Origin of the sequence: Lachnoclostridium phocaeense (assembly GCF_959599685.1) — a bacterium.
Classification (GTDB): Bacteria; Bacillota; Clostridia; order Lachnospirales; family Lachnospiraceae; genus Claveliimonas; species Claveliimonas monacensis.
Window position 1 is genome coordinate 74,161 of sequence record NZ_CAUGIN010000003.1, and the last position, 23,601, is coordinate 97,761.

Annotated in this window: 15 protein-coding genes; 11 read left to right on the forward strand and 4 right to left on the reverse strand. The window is 54.3% G+C overall.

From position 1 onward, the window contains the following. Positions 1-3: 3 nt before the first annotated feature. The 3 genes from Q5911_RS02090 to recN are packed head-to-tail and all read left to right on the forward strand — an operon-like array spanning position 4 to position 2,989. Positions 4-834 carry an NAD(+)/NADH kinase gene (locus tag Q5911_RS02090; protein WP_303180606.1) on the forward strand — a complete coding sequence of 277 codons (831 nt, stop codon included), beginning with the start codon at positions 4-6 and terminating at the stop codon, positions 832-834. A 4-nt stretch (positions 835-838) separates the two neighbouring features. Next, positions 839-1,288, forward strand: coding sequence for an arginine repressor (gene argR, locus Q5911_RS02095; RefSeq protein WP_076777488.1), 450 nt, complete (start codon positions 839-841; stop codon positions 1,286-1,288). Positions 1,289-1,315: 27 nt separating this feature from the next. Continuing rightward, the gene (gene recN / locus Q5911_RS02100; protein WP_076777487.1) at positions 1,316-2,989 is read left to right on the forward strand and encodes a DNA repair protein RecN; all 1,674 of its coding nucleotides are present in this window, start codon (positions 1,316-1,318) and stop codon (positions 2,987-2,989) included. A 144-nt stretch (positions 2,990-3,133) separates the two neighbouring features. On the opposite strand, the gene Q5911_RS02105 is transcribed toward recN, so the two are convergent. Genes Q5911_RS02105 through Q5911_RS02120 form a run of 4 tightly spaced genes read right to left on the reverse strand, consistent with a single transcriptional unit; the run spans position 3,134 to position 12,883 of the window. Next, a complete protein-coding gene (locus Q5911_RS02105) occupies positions 3,134-4,588 on the reverse strand; it encodes a glutamate synthase subunit beta (RefSeq protein WP_303180610.1) in 1,455 nt (484 codons plus the stop codon). 21 nt (positions 4,589-4,609) lie between these two features. Then, positions 4,610-9,130 carry a glutamate synthase large subunit gene (gltB, locus tag Q5911_RS02110; RefSeq protein WP_303180613.1) on the reverse strand — a complete coding sequence of 1,507 codons (4,521 nt, stop codon included), beginning with the start codon at positions 9,128-9,130 and terminating at the stop codon, positions 4,610-4,612. 33 nt (positions 9,131-9,163) lie between these two features. Next, positions 9,164-10,744 (reverse strand): asparagine synthase B, encoded by a 1,581-nt coding sequence (gene asnB, locus Q5911_RS02115; RefSeq protein WP_303180615.1) that lies wholly within the window; start codon positions 10,742-10,744, stop codon positions 9,164-9,166. A 45-nt stretch (positions 10,745-10,789) separates the two neighbouring features. Beyond that, complete coding sequence (locus tag Q5911_RS02120) at positions 10,790-12,883, reverse strand: glutamine synthetase III family protein (protein ID WP_303180617.1); 2,094 nt, start codon at positions 12,881-12,883, stop codon at positions 10,790-10,792. A 478-nt stretch (positions 12,884-13,361) separates the two neighbouring features. Between Q5911_RS02120 and Q5911_RS02125 the strand changes: the two genes are divergently transcribed. The 8 genes from Q5911_RS02125 to Q5911_RS02160 all read left to right on the forward strand — a co-directional run bounded on the left by Q5911_RS02125 (position 13,362) and on the right by Q5911_RS02160 (position 23,568). Continuing rightward, positions 13,362-14,588 carry a glutamine synthetase family protein gene (locus Q5911_RS02125; RefSeq protein WP_330391081.1) on the forward strand — a complete coding sequence of 409 codons (1,227 nt, stop codon included), beginning with the start codon at positions 13,362-13,364 and terminating at the stop codon, positions 14,586-14,588. A 36-nt stretch (positions 14,589-14,624) separates the two neighbouring features. Beyond that, a complete protein-coding gene (locus Q5911_RS02130; RefSeq protein ID WP_076777482.1) occupies positions 14,625-15,206 on the forward strand; it encodes an ANTAR domain-containing response regulator in 582 nt (193 codons plus the stop codon). Positions 15,207-15,298: 92 nt separating this feature from the next. Beyond that, a complete protein-coding gene (spoIVB, locus tag Q5911_RS02135) occupies positions 15,299-16,366 on the forward strand; it encodes a SpoIVB peptidase (RefSeq protein ID WP_303180621.1) in 1,068 nt (355 codons plus the stop codon). Between the two features lie 114 nt (positions 16,367-16,480). Beyond that, complete coding sequence (gene spo0A, locus Q5911_RS02140; RefSeq protein WP_076777480.1) at positions 16,481-17,272, forward strand: sporulation transcription factor Spo0A; 792 nt, start codon at positions 16,481-16,483, stop codon at positions 17,270-17,272. 75 nt (positions 17,273-17,347) lie between these two features. Next, on the forward strand, positions 17,348-18,784 hold the full coding sequence (gene glgA, locus Q5911_RS02145) for a glycogen synthase GlgA (RefSeq protein WP_076777479.1): 1,437 nt from the start codon (positions 17,348-17,350) through the stop codon (positions 18,782-18,784). A gap of 109 nt (positions 18,785-18,893) precedes the next feature. Beyond that, positions 18,894-19,544 carry a vitamin B12 dependent-methionine synthase activation domain-containing protein gene (locus tag Q5911_RS02150; protein ID WP_303180716.1) on the forward strand — a complete coding sequence of 217 codons (651 nt, stop codon included), beginning with the start codon at positions 18,894-18,896 and terminating at the stop codon, positions 19,542-19,544. Beyond that, entirely contained in the window at positions 19,541-21,928 is a 2,388-nt protein-coding gene (locus Q5911_RS02155; protein WP_303180624.1) for a homocysteine S-methyltransferase family protein, read from the forward strand. Before Q5911_RS02150 ends, Q5911_RS02155 begins: the two co-directional genes overlap by 4 nt. Positions 21,929-22,053: 125 nt before the next feature. Next, complete coding sequence (locus tag Q5911_RS02160) at positions 22,054-23,568, forward strand: 4Fe-4S dicluster domain-containing protein (protein WP_076777477.1); 1,515 nt, start codon at positions 22,054-22,056, stop codon at positions 23,566-23,568. The last annotated feature ends 33 nt before the right edge of the window (positions 23,569-23,601 follow it).

Consider the following 23,601-nt stretch of genomic DNA (forward strand, 5'->3'; position numbering starts at 1 on the left):
AAGATGGAACGGTTTTATATAGTGACGAACGATGGGAAAGACAGGGATGGGCGTGTAACCGAGAAGATCCGGCGGATCCTTGAGGGCGCGGGCAAGACCTGCCTGTTCTCAAAAAGGGATGACAGAAAAAATATCATCCGGGAGTCTGTCCCGGAAGACGCGGACTGCGCCATTGTCATCGGCGGGGACGGAACCCTTATAGAGGTGGCCAGAATATTAAAAAGCGAGATCCCGATCCTTGGCATCAATATGGGAACGCTGGGATATCTGACAGAGGTAGACCCGCCCAGGCTGGAGGAAGCATTGGCCCAGATCCTGCAGGGCGACTACTATATTGAGGACAGGATGATGCTGGAGGGACATTTCCAGGGAATGAAACCGGATGTGGCCCTCAATGATATCGTCATCTCACGTAAGGGAAACCTGAGGGTCATACATTTTGATCTCTATGTAAATGGATCTCTTCTGAATTCCTATGAGGCGGACGGCATGATCATCTCCACCCCTACCGGTTCCACGGCCTACAATCTGTCAGCAGGGGGGCCGGTGGTGGAGCCCACGGCATCCCTCATCGTCCTCACACCCATCTGCTCCCACGCCCTGAATACAAGCAGCATTGTTTTGTCTGCGGATGACGAGATCGTTGTGCAGATTGGAATGGGGAGAAACGGAAGAGAAGAGGAAGTGTTTGCCACATTTGACGGCGCGGATGTGGTGGAGATGCGCACCGGAGACCGGATCCTGGTACGCAGATCAGAACACGTGACTAAGCTGATGAAGCTGAGCAAAGTCAGCTTTCTTGAAATCATGCGCAGAAAGATGAAAGGAAATTAGTACCATGAAGATCAACCGACACGCAAAGATTGTAGAACTCATCAGTAAATACAGGATCGAGACACAGGAGGAACTGGCAGAATACCTGAACAAGGAAGGATTTAAGGTAACTCAGGCCACTGTATCCAGGGATATTCGCGATCTGAAACTGACCAAGGTTCCCACGGATGACGGGAGACAGAAATATGCGGTCCACCAGAAGGGTGAATCGGAGATGAGCGAAAAATATATCCGCGTACTGAGAGACGGATATGCCTCTATGGATATGGCCCAGAATATCCTTGTGATCAAGACGGTAGTGGGCATGGCCAATGCTGTATGTGCTGCTCTCGATGCCATGAAGTGGAGTGAGATCATCGGGAGTGTGGCGGGAGATGACACCATTATCTGTGTGATCCGCAGTGTGGATGATACCATCGCCGTCATGGATAAGATCAGTAAAATCATTTCTTAAAGGCTTATAGAAGATACAGGAGGCTGTATGTTACAGAATTTACATGTGAAAAATCTCGCCCTGATCGACGAGGTGGAGATTGACTTCCAAAAGGGGCTGAATATACTGACAGGGGAGACCGGAGCGGGGAAATCCATCATCCTCGGTTCGGTCAGTCTCGCTCTTGGGGCCAGATATTCCACGGACATCCTGCGGAAAGGAGCGCAGTATGGATTTGTGGAACTGACCTTTACTGTTGAAGATAAAAAGCAGGAAGAGAGACTGAAAAAGCTGGATATTTTCCCGGAGGAGGGGACTGTTGTCCTGAGCCGGCGGCTCATGGAGGGGCGCAGCACCAGCAAGATCAACGGGGAGACGGTGCCCATCTCTCTTCTGAAGGAGGCGGCAGGGATCCTGATCGACATCCATGGACAGCACGAGCACCAGTCTCTCCTCTACAAGAAGAGACAGCTGGAGATCCTGGATGCCTTTGCCTCTGAAAAGATCCTGGAGGCAAAAGAGAAAGTCTTCGTCTCTTTCCAGGAGTACAAGAAGTGGAAAAAAGAGCTGGAGGAAGCAGATCAGGATGAGGCCGCGCGGGCCAAAGAGGCTTCCTTCCTGGAATTTGAAATAGGGGAGATCGAGGAGGCGGCTCTGCAGGACGGAGAGGACGAGGAGCTGGAAGAGAGCTACCGGCGCATGGTCAACAGCAGAAAGATTGTGGAGGGCGTCCATGAAGCCCACGGCTACACCAGCGAAGATGGGGATAGCGCAAGCGAGTCTCTGAGTCGCGCCATCAGAAGTCTTGCCGAAGCAGCAGGTCTGGATGAAGCTGCAAAGGAACTGTACGACCAGCTTTTGGAAGTGGACAGCCTTCTGAATGATTTCAACAGAGAGCTTGCAGACTACGAAAAGTCTCTTGACTTTTCTGACGAAGATTTTGCAGAGACTGAGAACAGGCTCAATGAGATCAACCGACTCAAGACAAAGTACGGCAGTACAATAGAGCAGATCAGGGCGTACTGTGAGGAGAAAAAGAGCCGTCTCCTTGTCCTGAATGATTATGACCGCTATCTTGAGGAACTGAAGGAGAAATATGAGCGTGCTCTCAAGCATCTGGAGAAGAACACAACAGTACTGACAAGACTCAGAAAGGAGCAGAGCCTTCTCTTTTCCGAGAAGATCACAGAGGGACTTAAGGATCTGAATTTTGCGGATGTGCGGTTCCAGATTGATTTTTCCAGTCTGCCGGAGTACACGGCAAACGGAAAGGATGACATCTCCTACATGATCTCCATGAACCCCGGTGAACCCCTGAAGCCGCTGGCTGAAGTCGCTTCCGGCGGTGAGCTGTCCAGGATCATGCTGGCCATCAAGACTGTGATGGCAGATAAAGATGAGATCCCCACCCTGATCTTCGATGAGATCGATGTGGGGATCAGCGGCAGAACGGCCCAGAAAGTATCCGAGAAGATGGCTGTCATCGGAAGAACCCATCAGGTCATCTGCATCACCCATCTGGCTCAGATCGCCGCCCAGGCGGATGCCCACTATCTGATCGAGAAGACAGTGGATGAGGGAAAGACCCACACAGATATCCGCCAGCTCTCCAACGAAGAGTCGGTGGAGGAGCTGGCAAGGATACTGGGAGGCGCAAAGATCACGGATACTGTCCTTGAGAATGCAAGGGAGATGAGAGAGCTGGCCCGCAGCGGGAAATAAAACAGTATCCAGAAAAAGGAAAACGCCCATCCGCTCGGCAAAGCAAGGTGGGCGTCTGCGTCATTCAAGACACAACTAACACTTTTCTTTAAGAGCTGCCATATCGGTTTTGAGCCGACAGGCAATACATCTTTGACACTTCTCTTACATATTCGTATATCCCATCAGATATTCATCCACTTCTCTGGCGCATTCCCGGCCTTCGGCAATGGCCCAGACCACAAGGGACTGGCCTCTGTGCATGTCGCCTGCGGCAAATACCTTTTCGGTGTTTGTCCTGTAGGAGGAGGGGGCAGTGGCGGCCACGCCTCTGGGTGTGAGGTCAAGCTGGAAGGCGTCTGACACGTAGGACTCACATCCGGTAAAGCCTGCCGCGATGAGGAGCAGGTCTGCCTCCAGTATCTCTTCGCTTCCCTCAATCTCTGTCATTTTTCCGTCCTTGAAGGCGAGCTTCACAGTTTTCACTCCTGTGAGCTGGTTTTTGTCGTCTGTCAGGAACTCCTTGATGGTCGTCTCGTAGATCCGGGGATCGTGGCCAAAGCAGTAGATGGCCTCCTCCTGCCCGTAATCGGTCTTGCAGACTTTGGGCCACTCCGGCCAGGGATTGGATGGGGTGCGCTCATCCGGGGCCTTGGGCATCATCTCGATCTGTGTGACAGAGGCGCAGCCCTGGCGGATGCAGGTTCCCACGCAGTCGTTGCCGGTGTCTCCACCGCCCACGATGATGACCTTTTTGCCCTTTGCAGACACCCAGGGAGTGCCGTCCAGCAGGTGCTTTGTGGCCCTTGTGAGGAAGTCCACAGCAAAGTAGATGCCCTCCGCCTGACGGCCTTCACCGTTTAGGTCCCTGGCTCTCTTGGAGCCGCAGCACAGGACCACAGCGTCGTACTCCTCCAGCAGCTTCTGTGCCGGGATGTCGGCGCCGATGTTGGCTCCGGTCACGAATTCTATGCCCTCCGCAGTCATAAGATCCACCCGGCGCTGCACGATGGATTTGTCCAGCTTCATGTTGGGGATGCCGTACATGAGGAGCCCTCCCACACGGTCCTCCCTCTCAAAGACAGTCACATGATGGCCTCTCTGGCCCAGCTGGTCGGCGGCTGCCAGGCCGGCAGGACCGGACCCAACCACGGCCACCTTTTTATCCGTGCGCACCGCCGGGATGCGGGGCTTCATATTTCCCTCAGCAAATCCTGTCTCTATAATGAAGAGCTCATTGTCGCGGATGGTGACCGGATCGTCGTTCATGCCGCACACACAGGCCTTTTCGCACAGAGCCGGGCAGACTCTCCCGGTAAATTCCGGGAAGCTGCTGGTCTTGCGCAGGCGGGAGAGGGCCTGGGAGTAGTTGCCGTGGAACACCTCGTCGTTCCACTCCGGGATCAGATTGTGGAGCGGGCAGCCTGTCACCATGCCCTTCAGCTGCAGTGCAGACTGGCAGAAGGGGACGCCGCAGTTCATGCATCGGGCCCCCTGGAGCCTTCTTTCCTCAGGGGAAAGAGGGGGGTGAAATTCATTGAAATTCCTGATGCGCTCCTCCGGAGCACAGGACGAATTATCCATTCTTTTATATTCTAAAAAACCAGTTGGTTTTCCCATAGTCAGTCTTCCTCCTTTGGACTATTTCTGGATCTCGTAAAATGCTTCCAGCGCCGCGTCTTCGTGGGAGAGACCCTTCTCCTCGTACTTGCTGATGGCGTGGAGCATGCGCTGGTAATCATTGGGAAGGATCTTTTTAAATCCCGGCAGGTAGTCTCCGAAATGCTCAAGGATATCCTTTGCCAGAGCGGAAGAGGTCTCCTTCTCGTAGTCCTTCAGTATATTTTTCAGCTCGGCGATGTCGTGCTTTTCTGTCACCTCAGACATGGTCACCATATCCTTGTTCAGCTTTTTGTAGAGCTGATGATCCATATCCAGCACGTAGGCTGTGCCGCCGCTCATGCCCGCGGCAAAGTTTTTGCCGGTCTTTCCAAGGATGACCGCGCAGCCTCCTGTCATGTACTCCAGCCCGTGGTCGCCGCAGCCCTCGGCCACCGCTGTGGCGCCGGAGTTGCGGACGCAGAAGCGCTCGCCGGCCACGCCGCAGACATAGGCCTTTCCTGATGTGGCGCCGTAGAGAGCTACATTTCCTATGATGATATTCTCGGAGGCCTTAAAGGTGCTGCGCCTGGACGGATACACGATCAGCTTGCCGCCGGACAGGCCCTTGCCAAAGTAGTCGTTGGCGTCCCCCTCCAGCGTCATGGTCAGACCCTTGGGGATAAAGGCGCCGAAGGACTGTCCGCCGCCTCCGGTGCAGTGTACCTTGAATGTGTCATCCTTGAGCGTATCCTTGAAGGTAGCCGTGATCTCGGATCCCAGGATGGTTCCCACAGAGCGGTTCACGCTGTTCACGCGGATGCTCTCGCTGTGCTTCCTGCCGGTCTTCAGAGCCTTTTCAAAGCGGGGCAGGAGAATGGCCTCGTCCACGGTCTTCTCCAGCTCAAAGTCAAATACATCTTCCGGGTTGAAGTGGACCGCGCTGCCCTCCGGTGCGGAGCAGAGGATCCTTGAGAGGTCTACCTTTTTCGCCCTAGGGATACTGCAGTTCTCACGAACCTTCAGGCATTCCGTGTGTCCCACCATCTCGGAGAGTGTGCGGAAGCCAAGCTTTGCCATGATCTCCCGCAGCTCCTGGGCCATGAAGAGCATGAAGTTCATGACGTACTCCGGTTTGCCCTTAAAGCGCTTGCGTAAGGCTTCATTCTGGGTGGCAACGCCCACAGGGCAGGTGTCCAGGTTGCAGACCCGCATCATCATGCAGCCCATGGTCACAAGGGGAGCAGTGGCAAAGCCGAACTCCTCAGCTCCCAGCAGGGCGGCGATGGCCACATCCCGGCCGCTCATGAGCTTGCCGTCCGTCTCGATGACCACACGGCTCCTCAGGTGGTTCTGTATCAGCGTCTGGTGTGTCTCAGCAAGGCCCAGCTCCCAGGGAAGCCCCGCGTGATGGATAGAGCTCTGGGGCGCGGCTCCTGTTCCTCCGTCGTAGCCGGAGATGAGCACCACCTGGGCGCCCGCCTTGGCCACGCCTGAGGCGATGGTCCCGACACCCGCCTCGGACACAAGCTTCACCGCGATCCGGGCCTTCCTGTTGGCGTTCTTCAGGTCGTAGATGAGCTGCGCCAGGTCCTCGATGGAGTAGATGTCGTGGTGAGGCGGAGGGGAGATGAGGGATACACCGGGGGTGGAGTAGCGTGTCTTCGCGATCCAGGGGTATACCTTTTTCCCGGGCAGGTGTCCGCCCTCGCCGGGCTTTGCGCCCTGGGCCATCTTGATCTGGATCTCCTTTGCGCTCACCAGATACTCGCTGGTGACGCCAAACCGGCCGGAGGCCACCTGCTTGATGGCGCTGTTCTTCTCTGTGCCCAGGCGCTCCGGCTTCTCGCCGCCCTCGCCTGAGTTGGATTTGCCTCCCAGACGGTTCATAGCGATAGCCATACACTCGTGGGCCTCCTCAGAGATGGAGCCGTAGGACATGGCCCCTGTCTTAAAGTGCTTGACGATCTCAGAGGCGGGCTCCACCTCGTCGATGGGGATGCCCCCGTCCTCCGGGAACTGGAAGGAGAGGAGCCCCCGCAGGGTGTGGGGACGGGTCTCGTCGTCCACCATGGCTGTATATTCCTTAAATCTCTCATAGTCGCCGTTCTGTGTGGCCTGCTGGAGGGCGATGATGGTGGCCGGATTGTAGAGGTGGTCCTCCTTGTCCCCGCCGCTCCGAAGCCGGTGGAAGCCGGTGCTGTCCAGGGTAGTGTCCACGCCCAGGTCCAGTGGGTCGAAGGCCTTGTTGTGGCGGGCGATCACGTCGTCATTGATATCCTTCATGCCGATGCCGCCCACCCGGCTGACTGTGTTGGTAAAATACTTGTCTATGACCTCCCTGCTGATGCCCACAGCCTCGAAGATCTGGGCAGACTGATAGGACTGGAGGGTGGAAATACCCATCTTGGCCGCGATCTTTACGATACCGTGGAGCACAGCCTCGTTGTAGTCGTGGATGGCTGTGTGGTAGTCCTTATCCAGGATACCCCTGTCTATGAGCTCGGAGATGCACTCGTGAGCCAGATAGGGATTGACAGCCCGGGCGCCGTAGCCAAGGATGGCGGCGAACTGGTGCACGTCCCTGGGCTCGCCGCTCTCCAGGATGATGGAGACAGCGGTCCTCTTCTTTGTCCGGATCAGGTGCTGCTCCATGGCGGAGACAGCCAGGAGGGAGGGGATGGCCACATGGTTCTCATCCACGCCCCGGTCAGAGAGGATGATGATGTTGGATCCCTTCGTGTAGGCCCGGTCGCAGCTGACAAAGAGCTGGTCCAGCGCCTTCTCAAGAGAGGTGTTCTTGAAATAGAGAAGGGAGACCACGGCGCTTTTAAAGCCCGGGCGGTCCAGGGACTTGATCTTCATCATGTCCACACCGGTGAGGATGGGGTTCTTCACCTCCAGCACAGTACAGTTGCCGCTCGCCTCCTCCAGCAGGTTTCCGTCTGAGCCGATGTACACCGTGGTGTCTGTGACGATCTCCTCCCGGAGAGAGTCGATAGGCGGGTTGGTCACCTGAGCAAAGAGCTGTTTAAAATAGTGGGAGAGAGGCGGATGCTTCTCCGACAGCACAGCCAGGGGAATGTCGGTCCCCATGGAGGCTGTGGCCTCGGACCCGTTTGTCGCCATGGGAAGGAGCACATCCTTCACGTCCTCGTAGGTGTAGCCGAAGACCTTGTAGAGCTGGTCCCTTCTCACCTGGCTGTGGACCGGCACCTTCCCGCCCGGGACCGGGATGTCCTTTAAGTAGAGCAGGTTCAGGTCCAGCCATTCGCCGTAGGGCTGGCGGGTGGAGTAGTACTCCTTGCACTCCTCGTCAGAGATAAGCTTTTTCTTCTTCGTGTCCACGAGGAGGATCTTTCCCGGCTGCAGCCTGGATTTCTCCACCACGTGCTCCGCCGGGAGATCCAGCACGCCCACCTCGGAGGAGAGGATGAGGTGCCGGTCGTCTGTGATGTAGTACCTGGAGGGACGAAGTCCGTTCCGGTCCAGCACAGCGCCCAGGATATCTCCGTCTGAGAAGAGGATGGCCGCAGGGCCGTCCCAGGGCTCCATCATGGTGGCGTAGTAGTGGTAGAAATCTTTTTTCTTCTCATCCATGTACCGGTCATGCCTCCAGGGCTCCGGGATGGTGATCATGACGGCCAGGGGAAGGTCCATACCGTTCATGTAGAGGAACTCCAGGGTGTTGTCCAGCATGGCGGAGTCAGAGCCGCTGCTGCCGATGACCGGGAGTACCTTGTCGATGTCGTCTGAGATGACAGAAGAGTGCATGGTCTCCTCCCTGGCCAGCATGCGGTCCGCGTTGCCCCGGATGGTGTTGATCTCCCCGTTGTGGAGGATCAGGCGGTTGGGGTGAGCCCTCTCCCAGCTGGGTGTCGTGTTGGTGGAGAAGCGGGAGTGGACCATGGCGATGGCCGTGCGATAGTCCGTATCCTGCAGGTCGTCGTAGAACCGGCGGAGCTGTCCCACAAGGAACATGCCCTTGTACACGATGGTGCGGGAGGAGAGGGAGGCCACGTAGGTGTCCTCGCAGCTCTGCTCGAACTCTCTTCTGGCGATGTAGAGACGGCGGTCAAAGTCGATGCCCTTCGGGCAGTCCGCCGGCCTCTCCACAAAGCACTGCATGATGTAGGGCATGCGCTCTCTGGCGTAGTCTCCCAGTATCTCCGGGTGGACCGGCACCTTTCTCCAGCCAAGCAGTCTAAGGCCGCTTTTTTCCAGAATGACCTCAAACATTTTCCGGGAAAAATTCCGCTTCAGTGTGTCCTGGGGGAAGAAGAACATGCCTACGCCATAATCCCTCTCATCTCCCAGGGAAATGCCTGCCTGTGCGGCGGCTTTGGAAAAAAAGGAGTGGGAAATCTGCGTCAGGATCCCCACTCCGTCACCAACCTGTCCAGTAGCGTCTTTGCCTGCGCGGTGTTCCAGTTTTTCTACGATCGTAAGGGCGTCATCCAGGATCTTGTACTCCTGGATGCCGTCTATACTGACAACAGCTCCGATGCCGCAGGCATCGTGCTCAAAACTGCTCTGATATAAATTTTGATTTTCCTGGTTCATAAGAAAACTCCTTTCGTATTGCGGCGCTTTTGTCTAAACGCCGCTTGCTCCGTAGTTGGAGAGTACTCTTGCGGAAGGATCATCCACATCGCAGCCCTCCCACTCCTTGTTGGGCATCCAGAAGTCCGTGATCATCTCAGACTGTCCGGGATAGTATTTCTCAAAAATCTCCCGGTACAGGAGGGACTCCTTTGTGAAGGGAGCTGCATGTGAATATTGTTTCCGTTTTTCTTCAAATTCTTCATCGAAATAGCAGCCCTCTGCGTATTCCTTCAGATAGTCCACCATGGAGTGGCCCACTGCGTCGGAGAAGGCGGCCTTCTCACGCATCAGGATGTCGTGGGGGAGATAGTCGCCCTCAAAGGCATGGCGGAGAAGATATTTTCCTTTGTTATAGATGTTCATCTTCTTAGATGGATCCACGCTCATGACGTAGGAGACAAAATCCAGGTCGCCGAAGGGAACACGTGCCTCCATGGAGTTCACGCTGATACACCGGTCAGCCCGGAGCACATCGTACATGTGGAGCTCGTGGACTCTCTTGACAGACTCCTTCTGGAAGGCCTCCGGTGAGGGGGCGAAGTCTGTATATTTGTAGCCGAAGAGCTCGTCTGAGATCTCTCCGGTCATGAGGACCCGCACATCTGTCTTCTCGTGGATGGCCCTGCAGAGAAGGTACATGCCCATGGAAGCGCGGATGGTAGTGATGTCAAATGTGCCGAGAGCTTTGATGACATCCGGCAGGGCATGAAGCACATCCTCCTTTGTGATGATGACCTCTGTATGGTCGCTGCCGATATAGTCCGCCACTTCCTTTGCGTACTTTAAGTCAATGGCGTCCTCGCTCATGCCGATGGCAAAAGTGCGGATGGGGCGGCCAAGGATGCGGGCTGACACAGTGCACACGAGAGAGGAGTCCAGGCCTCCGCTTAAGAGGAAGCCAAGGGGAGCGTCCGCGTCCAGTCTCTTGCGGATGCCTTCCACCAGCTTGTCGTGGATGTTCCTGCAGACCTCCTCCGTGTCATCCGTACAGACAGAGGAAACCGCAGTGATATCGCGGTAGCAGATGAATTCGCCGTCCTTATAGTAATGTCCGGGCGGGAAGGGCATGATCTTATCGGTCAGTCCCACCAGGTTCTTGGCCTCGCTTGCGAAAATAGCGGCGCCGTCTTTGTCATAGCCATAGTAGAGAGGGCGGATCCCGATGGGGTCCCTTGCCGCTATGTATGATCTCGTGTCGCCGTCAAAGAGGATGAGAGCGTACTCTGCATCCAGCATGCCAAACATGTCTGTCCCGTATTCCTTGTAGAGGGGGAGAAGGATTTCGCAGTCGCTGTCACTCTTAAAGCTATAGCCTTTCTCCTCCAGCTTTTTTTTCATTTTTCTGAAGCCATATATTTCTCCGTTGCATACAAGGGTATGACCGCAAAGGGAGAAGGGCTGCATCCCTTCTCCTGTAAGTCCCATGATCGCAAGTCTGTGAAAACCGAGAAGGCCGAAGCCGGTATCGATGATCCGGCTGTCGTCCGGTCCTCTCGAGATGGTGCGGTCAAATCCCTCCTTGAATAGATCGTGATCGGCACTGGGTGAACAGTACCCCATGATTGAACACATAGATGTTACCTCCGGGATTTGATTTTTATAAATCAGGCGCTCTGCCTAGATGATGCCAAAGAGCAGCTTTCCGTAAGTCGGGAATGGCCATACAGATGTGTCTGTCATGGTCTCCAGCAGGTCCATGTCGCCGCGGAGGGCGTCCATGGCCGGGATGACCATATCTCTGTAGTAGAAGGCCTCCTTCTCGAAATCGGAAATGGTTCCTGCCTCGCTGACAACCCTCTTCAATGTCTCCAGCTTCTCGTAGGCGGAAGCAGTGAGAGAGGAGATCTTCTTGACTGTGCTGTATTCATAGGATGTGTCGATCTCAGCTCCGAGAGAGCGCTTTGCGAGTACAGTATCCGTGAGTGAGTGTGCGTATCCACTGACTGCCGGGAGGATATCCCGCTCAGCCATCTCGGCCATGGTCAGGGCCTCGATGTGCAGCACCTTCACGTAATTTTCCATCATGATCTCATAGCGGGACTGCATTTCTTCCTCGCTGAACACCTTGTGGGAGGTGAACAGCTTCACGTTTTTCTCGTGGAGGAAGCAGGGCAGTGCATCCGGCGTGGTGCGCAGGTTCAGAAGACCTCTCTTTTCGGCCTCCTCAAGCCATGCGTCGTCGTAGCCGTTTCCGTTGAAGATGATCCGCTTGTGGTCCCGGATCGTATCCCGTATCAGGTCGTGGAGGGCGGTCTCGAAATCGTCCGCGCTCTCCAGGATGTCGGCGAACTGCTTCAGCTCTTCTGCCACCGCCGTGTTCAGGATCACGTTGGGGCCTGAGATGGAAGCGGAGGAGCCCAGCATACGGAACTCAAATTTATTTCCGGTAAAGGCAAAGGGTGATGTCCTGTTCCGGTCTGTGGAGTCCTTGGGGAACTTGGGAAGAACGTGTACGCCGACACGCATCAGCTCTTTTTCCTTTCCGTCGTAGGACTCTTCGTTTTCAATGGCCTTGAGGATTTCGGTCAGCTCATCGCCAAGGAACATGGAGATCACTGCCGGCGGCGCCTCGTTTGCCCCGAGTCTGTGGTCGTTTCCGGCTGAAGCGGCGGACAGGCGCAGGAGATCCTGGTACTCATCTACAGCCTTGATGACCGCGCAGAGGAAGAGGAGGAACTGAGCGTTCTCGGAGGGCGTGTCGCCGGGCTCAAGGAGATTGATGCCGGTGTCCGTGGAGATAGACCAGTTGTTGTGCTTGCCGCTTCCGTTGATGCCCTCAAAGGGCTTCTCGTGGAGAAGGCAGACAAGGTCGTGCTTCTTGGCGATCCGCTGCATCAGCTCCATCATCAGCTGGTTGTGGTCTGTGGCAATGTTGGTAGTGGTGAAGATGGGCGCCAGCTCGTGCTGTGCGGGAGCCACCTCGTTGTGCTCTGTCTTGGCCAGGATTCCCAGCTTCCAGAGTTCTTCATTGAGTTCCTTCATATATGCCTGGACGCGGGATTTGATGGTGCCGAAGTAGTGGTCCTCCAGTTCCTGCCCCTTGGGCGCCGGTGCGCCGAACAGCGTTCTACCGGTGTAGATCAGGTCTTTTCTTTCCTCATAATACTTTTTATCTACCAGGAAATATTCCTGCTCCGGGCCTACCGTTGTCTTTACGGATTTCACATCCTCATTTCCGAAGAGATGCACAACCCGGAGAGCCTGGCGGTTGATGGCCTGCATGCTCCGCAAAAGAGGCGTTTTCTTGTCGAGCGCGTGGCCGCTGTAGGAGCAGAAGGCCGTGGGAATGCACAGGACACCGTTCTTGATGAAGGCGTAGGCTGTGGGGTCCCAGGCTGTGTATCCTCTGGCCTCAAAGGTGGCCCGAAGTCCTCCCGACGGGAAGGAGGAGGCGTCCGGTTCACCCTGCACCAGCTCTTTGCCGGAAAATTCCATGATGACTTTTCCGTCCACATCCGGGCTGATGAAGCTGTCGTGCTTTTCGGCTGTTATGCCTGTCATGGGCTGGAACCAGTGGGTGTAGTGTGTGACTCCCTTTTCAATCGCCCAGTCTTTCATGGCGTTGGCGACTACGTTGGCAATATTTATGTCCAGGCTCCTTCCGTCTTTCATTGTACGCTGAAGCTGCTTGAAGGTCTCCTTTGGAAGGCGTTCCTTCATGACAGACTCATCAAAAACCATTGAACCAAATTTTTCTGCTGCTGTACTCATGACTCTCTGACTCCTTTTCATTTTAATTAGAATTAAAAAAACGGCAATGGAGACTCCTTCGTCCCAGTGTGGCCATCCCCGGGGCGAAAGAAGCGACTCCATTGCCGCATACAAAAAGTAAAAGAAAAAACGGCGCGCAGAAAAAAAGGGGTAATTTCTGCGACACCGTTGCCGTTCTTTGCCTGTAACTATACTGCCGGGGGAATGATTTGTCAAATGTTTTCTTGTATTTATTTCCGTACAATCCACAAGGACGTCCCCTCAAAAGTTGACATGGAAAAGGAAATCCGCTATATTTTTTACTGTAATGACATAGTGTGCAGGTGAAAATGCATATCCTGTGTCAGAAGAAATATGAGAGACAGAGAATATGGGCAAAGGCGTTCATCTGAAGGTAGAGAAAGTTCTCGCGTATGCGTATCTTTCTCTTTCAGAAGGCGCCTTTTTATCATATGCAGATATAAAAGGAGGATTGAATATGGATATGTATCAGTACGAAAAGGTTATGACATTCGTGGATGAGGAGGATGTGAAATTTATCCGGCTTGCCTTTTTTGACGCCTTTGGCGTGCAGAAAAATATTTCTATCATGTCCGGTCAGCTGGAGCGGGCCTTTAAGGAGGGGATCTCTTTTGACGCCTCCGCTGTGGCAGGCTTTGGCGGTGAAGTGAAGAGCGACCTCTTTCTCCACCCGGACCCGTCCACCTTTTCTATTCTTCCGTGGCGGCCTTCCACAGGCAGGGTGGCCAGGATGTACTGCGACATCCGTTACCCGGATGGAACCCTGTACGAGAAGGACAGCCGTTATATATTAAAGAAAGCCGTGGAAAAAGCAAAGGAGAAGGGGCTGAAGATCGATTTTGGAACGGAGGTGGAATTCTACCTTTTCCAGACGGATGAGAATGGGAATGCCACAAAGATCCCCTTTGACAGAGCCGGTTACATGGATGTGGCCCCGGAGGACAAAGGGGAGAATATCCGCCGGGAGATCTGCTTTACTCTCATCGACATGGGCATCGAGCCGGAGGCCTCCCACCACGAGGAAGGGCCGGGGCAGAACGAGATCGATTTCCAGTACAGCGATCCCCTCACTGCCGCAGACAATACGGCTTCCTTTAAATGGGTGGTGAGTACAGCCGCCATGGGCAACGGACTGTACGCCGACTTCTCCCCGAAACCTATCAAGGAATATGCGGGCAACGGCATGCATATCAATATGTCAGTGAGATGCGAGGATGGATCGGACTGCAATGGACAGTTTATGACAGGCATCCTGGAGCATATACGTGAGATCACCCTGTTCCTGAATCCTTCAGAGGACTCCTACCGGAGGCTGGGGGAGAAGAAAGCGCCCAAATATGTGACCTGGTCCCCGGAAAACCGCTCCCAGCTGATCCGCATCCCGGCCGTGAAGAGCGGGAAGAAGAGGATTGAGCTTCGCTCCCCCGATCCCACAGCCAATCCTTATCTCGCCTTTGCCCTTCTGATCTACGCCGGCATGGACGGCATTGAGAGAAAGCTGCCTCTTCAGAAACCGGCCAATGTCAATCTGTACACAGCAGACCACGATGTGACAGACCAGCTGAAAAAACTGCCAGAGAGCCGGGGGGAGGCCTGGGACGCGGCAGCTGCAGGCACCCTCGTGAAACGGGTGCTGCCGGAAAGCTATCTGGCTGCCTACAAGAACCCGCCTGAGACACACTGACAGATATATGGACAAAGATAAAGGAGTGGGAAGAACATGACAGCAGAAAAAGCGGCATACCGCGTACTGGTGGCTTCTGCGTCAGACAAGATGGCTTCCGTGGTGAAGGATGTGCTCCCCGGCCCTCAGTACAGAGATATCTCTTACGTGTCCACCATGGGGGATGCAAAACGGATGCTGGTCAGCCAAACTTACGATATCCTCATCATCAACACACCGCTGAAAGATGATTTCGGCATACAGGCAGCCGTTGACATAGCAGAGCAGCATGAGACAGGGATCCTGCTTCTGGTCAAGGCAGAGATGTACGAGCAGGTGTCCTCCCAGGTGGAGGACTACGGCATCGTCACCCTGGCAAGGCCCACCACGCGGCAGAGCCTTTACACATCCGTCAAAATGCTGAGCGCGGTCCAGATGAAGATCAGAAAACTGGAGAAAGAGATGCGCAGGATGAAGGAGCGGATGCAGGAACAGCAGACCATTGACCGGGCCAAATGGCTTCTCGTGGACCAACGGAAGATGAGCGAGCCGGATGCCCACAGATATATAGAAAAAGCAGCCATGGACCGGTGCGTGAAAAAGATCCGGATCGCGGAGGAGATCCTCAGGGAGAACTGACAGCCATTTATTACCAGTGTAAAAGTTTTCCTCCTTCGCATACTAACGATAAAACGCCTCCACATGAGGGGCGGCAGTATGGAGACGATAGTATGCGAAGATATTGGTACAGACGAATTTTGATCATGATCCTTGTGTTCACCATTTCGGTGGGAGGAAGCTGGTACCTGATCGAGGAGAGCAGGGCCAGTCTGGAAAAAGAAGTAAATGCGGACACTTCCGATGAGCTTTTGATCCCCGGAGGTATGCCTGTGGGGATCTATCTGGAGACAGAGGGAGCGCTGGTGCTGGGGACAGAGAAGATCGAGGGGGAGGATGGACAGGAGTATGAGCCGGCTGCAGATCTGGTACAGGAGGGAGACTATATCATTGGCCTCGACGATGAGAAGATCTCGAACAAATTCCAGCTGGTGGAGGCAGTGGCCGCATTGGACAAAGAGGAAGTGGTGCTGAAAGTGCGCCGGGATGAGCAGGAAATCGCCATCCGCATGAAGGCGGTCCGCTGCGGCAGGGATGAGTACAAGCTGGGGATCTGGGTGCGGGATAATGCCCAGGGACTTGGCACAGTCACTTTCCTGAATGCGGACAGCCAGTTCGGGGCGCTGGGGCACGGCATCAGGGATACAGATACCGGCCAGCTTCTGGACGCCTCCGACGGTCTTCTCTACACCACCAGCATCAAGGATATTAAGAAGGGAAAAGACGGGACCCCGGGAGGCATGGAAGGCGTGATCATCTACAACAATTACAATATTCTTGGAAGTATTAATGAGAACACAGAGGACGGCATTTACGGTACGCTGGACAGAGTGGATACCCTCTTCACAGACACCCGGCCTCTGGAACCAGCCGGCGACGAAAGTGAGATACAAGAGGGGGAGGCCGTCATTCGCTGTGCGGTCAGCGGCACGGTGGAAGATTACAAGATCCGTATTACAAAAGTTGACAGGAATGCCCAGGAAGCGAACAAAAAGATCATGCTGGAAGTGACAGATGAAAAGCTGCTGGAGCTCACAGGAGGGATCGTCCAGGGAATGAGCGGCAGTCCCATTATCCAGAACGGGAAGCTGATCGGAGCGGTGACCCACGTGTTTGTGAACAGCCCGGAGGAGGGATACGGCATCTTTATCCAGGACATGTTGAAACATATCGAAAGTTAAGAAAATAGTGGGAAGGTGTCGAGATCTTCCGACCCTAAATCCTTGATTTCGCATTTTTGTAATTCTATAATTTTCCTTGACAGTTTTTCAAGAATAGATAGGAGGATTTATGGAATGGGAGAGATTCGTGTAGCAATCGCCGACGACAACGAGAGAATTCTGGAGCTGCTTGGCGAAATCGTCAGCAGCGATAAAGACCTGAGCCTTGTGGGGAAGGCGGACAACGGTGAGGATATGTGCCGGGTGATCCGGGAAAAAGAGCCGGATGTTGTCCTTCTTGATCTGATCATGCCTAAAATGGACGGACTTGGCGTGATGGACGCCGTCAACCATGACAAAACTTTGAAAAAACGCCCGTATTTTATCATAGTCACAGCTGTGGGCCAGGAGCGGATTACAGAGGACGCTTTCAACAAAGGGGCCATGTACTATGTTATGAAGCCTTTTAAGAATGAGGTGATCCTGGAGCGGATCAAGCAGGTCACCCAGAAGGGGAGGACGAGCTATATCCACGGCCTGGATGCTGCTGCCCAAAGTCCGGAGCAGGAGGAGGCCAACCTGGAGACAAGGGTGACGGACATGATCCACGAGATCGGCATTCCCGCCCATATCAAGGGGTATCACTATCTGAGGGACGCCATTATGATGGCAGTGGAAGATATGGATGTGCTGAACGCCGTGACGAAAGTTCTCTATCCCACAGTGGCCAAGCATCACCAGACAACGGCCAGCCGGGTGGAGAGGGCTATACGGCATGCCATCGAGGTGGCCTGGAGCAGAGGAAAGCTGGACACTCTGGATGAACTGTTCGGATACACGGTGAGCAATGGCAAGGGAAAGCCCACAAACTCCGAGTTTATCGCGCTGATCGCAGATACACTGCGCCTGGAATATAAAAACAGATAACCCTTTTCATCTGAATAAAAATACGGTATAATAACTATATATACCTATATACCGTAAGGATGGGAGGAAAATATCATGAAACAAATACTTTTTGCAGCGTCCGAGGCCGTGCCTTTTATCAAGACAGGCGGACTGGCAGACGTAGTTGGATCTCTGCCGAAATATTTTGACAAAGAAAAATATGATGTCCGTGTCATGCTGCCGAAATATCTCTGTATGAAAGAAGAGTGGAGAAATCAGCTGCAGTACAGGACACATTTTTACATGGATCTGAACTGGCGTACAGAGTACGTGGGAATTCTCGAGCTGCAGTACGAGGGAATTACATTCTATTTTATAGATAATGAGTATTATTTCAGCGGGTGGGCGCCCTACGGCGACATGTATGCGGATATTGAGAAATTTGCCTTTTTCTCCAAGGCTGTGCTGAGCGCGCTTCCGGTGATCGGTTTCCGCCCGGATATCATCCACTGCCATGACTGGCAGACCGGACTGATCCCCATCTTTCTTGATAATTTCCGCTACGGAAACGAGTACTACCGTGGGATCAAGACCATCATGACCATCCACAACCTGAAATTCCAGGGCACCTGGGATACAAAGAGAGTGCAGGATATTACAGGCCTTCCTTCCTACTATTTTGTGCCGGACAAGCTGGAAGCATACAAGGACGCCAATTACCTGAAGGGAGGTATCGTGTATGCTGACCGCATTACAACTGTCAGCAGTACATATGCCGAGGAGATCAAGACACCGTTCTACGGGGAAAAACTGGATGGACTTATGAACGCCCGCGCAGGCAGCCTGTCCGGTATTGTGAACGGTATTGACTATGACGACTACAATCCGGAGACGGACAAACATATTGCCCGCAATTACTCTGTCAAGAATTTCAGGAAAGAAAAGGTAAAGAACAAGGTCGCTCTCCAGGAAGAGCTGAATCTCGAGCGGGACAATCATGTGATGATGATCGGTATTGTCTCCAGGCTGACAGATCAGAAAGGATTCGACCTGATCGACTGCGTGCTGGATGAGCTCTGTCAGGATGCCATCCAGATCGTGGCTCTGGGAACCGGGGAGGCAAAATACGAAAATATGTTCCGTCACTATGCGTGGAAGTATCCGGGAAAAGTTTCTGCCAACATTTACTATTCAGAGCCTATGTCCCACAAGATCTACGCGTCCTGCGACGCCTTCCTCATGCCGTCTCTCTTTGAGCCCTGCGGCCTGAGCCAGCTTATGAGCCTGCGCTACGGCACCCTGCCCATCGTCCGTGAGACCGGCGGTCTGAAGGATACGGTGGAGCCTTACAATGAGTACGAGAAGACCGGAACCGGCTTCAGCTTCAGCAATTACAATGCCCACGAGATGATGGCCACCGTCCGCTATGCGGAGCAGATCTTCTACGACCGCAAGAGAGACTGGAACAAGATTGTTGAGAGAGCCATGGAGCAGGATTTCTCATGGAACCATTCTGCAAGAGAATACGAGAAGCTTTACGACGAACTATAGAATGCATGACAGGATGATTTTAAGCTGCCGCACCTGTTTATCTGGCGCGGCAGCTTCTTTATTCTGACGCACAAGAAGACAAAAACAGAAAGGACAGAACATGAGCATGATGGACGCGAGAACCAAGGAGGCGGTCCGCTATCTGGGATTTGGGAGACAGGAGGCGGACGAGGCGACGCTGGCCATGGTGGCCCGCTCCTTTGAGGAGCTGAAAACCGCCGCCTCTCCCAGGATCGTCTGGCGTATCTTTGACCTGAATCCGGAGGGGGAGGATTCCCTCAATATAGGCGGGATGAAGATCCACAGCAAAAGCCTGTGCAGGAATATGAAAGGATGCTGTCAGGCAGTAGTCCTTGGAGCGACGCTGGGAGTCGGGGTGGATCTTCTCATGCGCCGTCAGTCCCTCACTGACATGGCAGGTGCTGTGGTGACCCAGGCCTGCGCAGCTGCCATGCTGGAGGAATATCTGGACGGGGAACAGGAAGAGATCGGCCGGGAGCTGGAGCGGGAGGGGAAATACCTGCGGCCCAGATTCAGTCCCGGTTACGGTGATTTCTCCATCACCCACCAGGAGCAGATCCTGTCCATGCTGGAGGCGCCAAAAAGGATCGGCCTTTCCATGACGGAAAGCTCTATGCTGACTCCGGTAAAATCCGTCACAGCTGTGATCGGAGTATCTGCCGAGCAGGAGCCCTGCCACAGGAAAGGGTGTGAGGCATGCGAAAAGAAAGACTGTATATATCGGAGGAACGAAGGATGATACTGGAAAGACTAGGAAAAGAGCTGCTTTTTTTTGACGGCGGCATGGGGACGCTCCTGCAGGAGAAAGGGCTTCGCCCGGGAGAACTGCCGGAAGTCTGGAATCTGGAGCACACAGAGGAGATCGTGGACATACACAGGCAGTATTTTGAGGCTGGCAGCGACATTGTCCTCACCAACACCTTCGGCGCAAACGCCCTCAAATTCCACAGCGGTGACTATGATCTGGAGGATATCATCACAGCAGCTGTGGTAAGCGCCAAGGAGGGGGCTTATCTTGGGGTTCGCGATGACAGGGAGGTCTATGTGGCCATGGATATAGGTCCCACAGGAAAACTCTTAAAGCCTCTGGGAGATCTGGATTTTGAGACCGCGCTGGCAGCTTTCGGGGAGGCCGCCAGGTACGGGGAGGCCGCCGGTGCCGATCTCATCCACATCGAGACGATGAGCGACATGTATGAGATGAAAGCCGCTGTGCTGGGGGCGAAAGAGAACACCTCCCTCCCGGTCTTTGCCACCATGATCTTTGACGAGAAAGGGAAGCTCCTGACAGGCGGAGATGTGGCAGCTGCTGTCGCCATGCTGGAAGGCCTCCGGGTGGATGCTCTTGGCATCAACTGCGGACTGGGACCGGAGCAGATGCTTCCCATCCTGGAGGAGATCATGAAGTATACCTCTCTGCCGGTAATCGTCAAGCCAAATGCAGGCCTGCCCAGACAGAGAGACGGCCGCACCGTGTATGATGTTGCCCCGGAGGAATTTGCCGCTTCCATGAGGCGGATCGTGGAGATGGGGGCCTGCGCGATCGGCGGCTGCTGTGGCACTTCCCCGGCTCACATCCGGCAGATGACCGGCCTGTGCAGGGGAATGGAAGCAGGGCTGCCTGCCAGGAAGACAGATACCATTGTCTCCTCCTACGGAAGAGCGGTGGTGCTGGGTGAGAAACCGGTGATCATCGGGGAGCGCATCAACCCCACAGGGAAAAAGAAATTCCGGCAGGCGCTGAAAGACCATGACATGGATTACATTCTGAAGGAGGCTGTTGCACAGCAAGAGCAGGGAGCCCACATCCTTGACGTCAATGTGGGACTGCCGGATATTGACGAGACAGCCATGATGAAGGAAGTGATCGGGGAACTCCAGAGCATCACAAGCCTTCCCCTGCAGATCGACACAGTAGAGCCTTCTGCCATGGAAGCTGCCATGCGGATGTACAACGGCAAACCTATGATCAATTCCGTCAACGGCAAGCAGGAGTCCATGGACCAGGTCTTTCCCCTTGTGAAAAAGTACGGAGGCGTGGTGGTGGGACTGACCCTGGACGAGGCGGGGATTCCTGCAGACGCCGAAGGGAGGGCGAAGATCGCCGGAAAGATCATAGCAGAGGCTGCCAAGTACGGAATCTTGCCGAAAGATATTGTCATCGATGTGCTGGCTATGACGGTCAGCTCTGACCCGGAGGGGGCTAAAACGACTCTGGAGGCCCTCCGCCTTGTGCGGGAGAGATACGGTGTCCGCACGGTGCTGGGTGTCTCCAATATATCCTTCGGGCTTCCCTGCCGCCCGGCCATCAACGCTCATTTCTATACCATGGCTCTTCAGAGCGGCCTTACAGCCGGGATCATCAATCCCGCATCAGAGGAGATGAGGAAATCCTACTATGCCTACTGTGCTCTGATGGGCTATGACAGCAACTGCGAGGATTATATCCGGGAGTTTGGGAATGCCCGGGCAGATCAGAGTGCCTCACCTGTGGCATCCTCCCTCACGTTGAAAGATGCGATCGAGAAGGGGCTGAAAGAAGACGCTTCCGCCCTCACCAGAGAGCTGGTAAAAGAGCGGGAGCCTCTGGAGATCATCGACAGTGAGCTGATCCCGGCGCTGGACCAGGTGGGGAAGGGCTTTGAGCAGGGCACTGTCTTTCTCCCCCAGCTTCTTATGAGTGCGGATGCGGCTAAAAATGCCTTTGCTGTGCTCAGAGACAAACTGGAGGAGAGCGGCAGCTCCGCAAAGAAGAAGGAGAAGATCATTCTGGCCACAGTCAAGGGAGATATCCATGATATTGGAAAGAATATTGTGAAAGTGCTCCTTGAAAATTACAGTTTCGATGTGATCGATATGGGGAAAGACGTTCCGCCTGAGGATATTGTCAGGCGCGCACTGGACGAGGATGTGCGTCTGGTGGGTCTCTCCGCCCTTATGACCACCACTGTGGGAAGCATGGAAGAGACTATCCGCCAGCTCCGGAAGGAGAAACCGGACTGCAAAGTGATGGTTGGAGGCGCTGTGCTGAACCAGGAGTACGCGGATATGATCGGGGCGGACTTCTATGGGAAAGACGCCATGCAGTCTGTCTACTACGCCCAGCGTCTGTTTGAAAAATAGGACGGAAAATGTTTCTTATTTTATACACGCTGTCTCCTTGACAGAAAATTAACATTTGGCTATAGTGGTAGTGTTAAATGACCCTTTTTGAGGGGGCAAGTTCTATTACAGGAGGAGACCGCTTTATGATGAGAGGATTGGATACAACGGTGAGGAGACTGCGCCGGAAAGTATTCGAGGAGGTTGCCAGGCTTGGATTTAAGTCCAACCCGGAGACATTGAACGATGACATGGAAGCCATTCCGTACAAAATGGTAAACGAGGACACAAAAATAAAATACAGGGAGAGTGTGTACAGAGCCAGGGCGATTGTCCGGGAGAGACTCCGGCTGGCCATGGGACTGTCGCTCCGTCCGGAAAATAAACCTGTCCATCTGACAGCAGGTGTGGAGGCCAGTAATATCTCCGATAAATATTATGAGCCGCCGCTTATGCAGGTTATCCCATCTGCCTGTGAGGCCTGTGAGGAGAAGGGATATGAGGTCAGCAATATGTGTAAGGGATGTCTGGCCCACCCCTGTATGGAAGTCTGCCCCAAAGGAGCGATTTCCTTTGTGAAGGGGAAATCCTATATTGACCAGTCCAAATGTATCAAGTGCGGCAAGTGCAAATCCGTCTGTCCCTACGACGCCATCGCCAAGAAGGAGCGTCCCTGCCAGAAGGCATGCGGCGTGGGTGCGATCACGTCCGACAAGATGGGCCGGGCCTACATCGACAGCGATAAATGCGTGTCCTGCGGCATGTGCATGGTCAGCTGTCCATTTGGCGCTATCTCCGACAAGTCACAGATCTTCCAGCTGGCGAGAGCACTGAAAGAAGGAGATCATATTATCGCCGAGATCGCGCCTGCATTCTATGGACAGTTTGGAGATAACATCACGCCGAGAAACCTGAAGGCTGCTCTCATGGAACTGGGCTTCAAAGAGGTGTATGAGGTGGCGCTGGGCGCAGATATCGGAGCTATTGCGGAGGCCCACCACTATGTGGAGAAGGTGACGACAGGAGAGCTGCCCTTCCTTCTCACATCCTGCTGCCCATCCTGGGCAATGCTGGCCAAGAAGTTCTTCCCGGATCTGATCGATGAAGTGTCCCAGGAGCTGACTCCCATGGTGGCCACAGCCAGGACTATCAAACAGGAGCACCCGAATGCCAAAGTGGTCTTCATCGGCCCCTGTGCGGCCAAGAAGCTGGAGGCCATGAGAAGAAGCGTTCGCAGTGATGTGGATTTCGTAGTAACTTTTGAGGAGCTTCAGGCCATGTTTGACGCAAAGGATATTGATCTCAGCCAGTATGCTGCCGAGTCCTCCTTCCACAACGCCACCGGAGCAGGACGTGGTTACGCAGTGGCAGGCGGCGTGGCTGACGCCATCAAAAAATGTGTCAATACCTACTATCCGGACGTGGAGGTACATATTGAGCACGCGGAGGGACTGGCTGACTGTAAGAAGATCCTGACCCTGGCCAAGGCAGGGCGGATGAACGGCTGCCTTATCGAAGGCATGGGCTGCCCGGGCGGATGTGTGGCCGGAGCAGGAACCAATATCCCGGTTGCAAAAGCGCAGAAGAAGATCCAGGATTTCGTAAAGGCATCCTCCAAACAGGTGCCGCCCAAGGAACTGGAAGAGATCGAGCTGAAATAAGACGGATAAGAGATGAGAGCGGAACAGCAGCCG

Bases quoted from the DNA above. Each gene is read 5' to 3' on its own strand.
- Q5911_RS02090 (WP_303180606.1), top strand. From the start codon at position 4: ATGGAACGGTTTTATATAGTGACGAACGATGGGAAAGACAGGGATGGG.
- argR (WP_076777488.1), top strand. From the start codon at position 839: ATGAAGATCAACCGACACGCAAAGATTGTAGAACTCATCAGTAAATAC.
- recN (WP_076777487.1), top strand. From the start codon at position 1,316: ATGTTACAGAATTTACATGTGAAAAATCTCGCCCTGATCGACGAGGTG.
- Q5911_RS02105 (WP_303180610.1), bottom strand. From the start codon at position 4,588: ATGGGAAAACCAACTGGTTTTTTAGAATATAAAAGAATGGATAATTCG.
- gltB (WP_303180613.1), bottom strand. From the start codon at position 9,130: ATGAACCAGGAAAATCAAAATTTATATCAGAGCAGTTTTGAGCACGAT.
- asnB (WP_303180615.1), bottom strand. From the start codon at position 10,744: ATGTGTTCAATCATGGGGTACTGTTCACCCAGTGCCGATCACGATCTA.
- Q5911_RS02120 (WP_303180617.1), bottom strand. From the start codon at position 12,883: ATGAGTACAGCAGCAGAAAAATTTGGTTCAATGGTTTTTGATGAGTCT.
- Q5911_RS02125 (WP_330391081.1), top strand. From the start codon at position 13,362: ATGGATATGTATCAGTACGAAAAGGTTATGACATTCGTGGATGAGGAG.
- Q5911_RS02130 (WP_076777482.1), top strand. From the start codon at position 14,625: ATGACAGCAGAAAAAGCGGCATACCGCGTACTGGTGGCTTCTGCGTCA.
- spoIVB (WP_303180621.1), top strand. From the start codon at position 15,299: ATGCGAAGATATTGGTACAGACGAATTTTGATCATGATCCTTGTGTTC.
- spo0A (WP_076777480.1), top strand. From the start codon at position 16,481: ATGGGAGAGATTCGTGTAGCAATCGCCGACGACAACGAGAGAATTCTG.
- glgA (WP_076777479.1), top strand. From the start codon at position 17,348: ATGAAACAAATACTTTTTGCAGCGTCCGAGGCCGTGCCTTTTATCAAG.
- Q5911_RS02150 (WP_303180716.1), top strand. From the start codon at position 18,894: ATGGACGCGAGAACCAAGGAGGCGGTCCGCTATCTGGGATTTGGGAGA.
- Q5911_RS02155 (WP_303180624.1), top strand. From the start codon at position 19,541: ATGATACTGGAAAGACTAGGAAAAGAGCTGCTTTTTTTTGACGGCGGC.
- Q5911_RS02160 (WP_076777477.1), top strand. From the start codon at position 22,054: ATGATGAGAGGATTGGATACAACGGTGAGGAGACTGCGCCGGAAAGTA.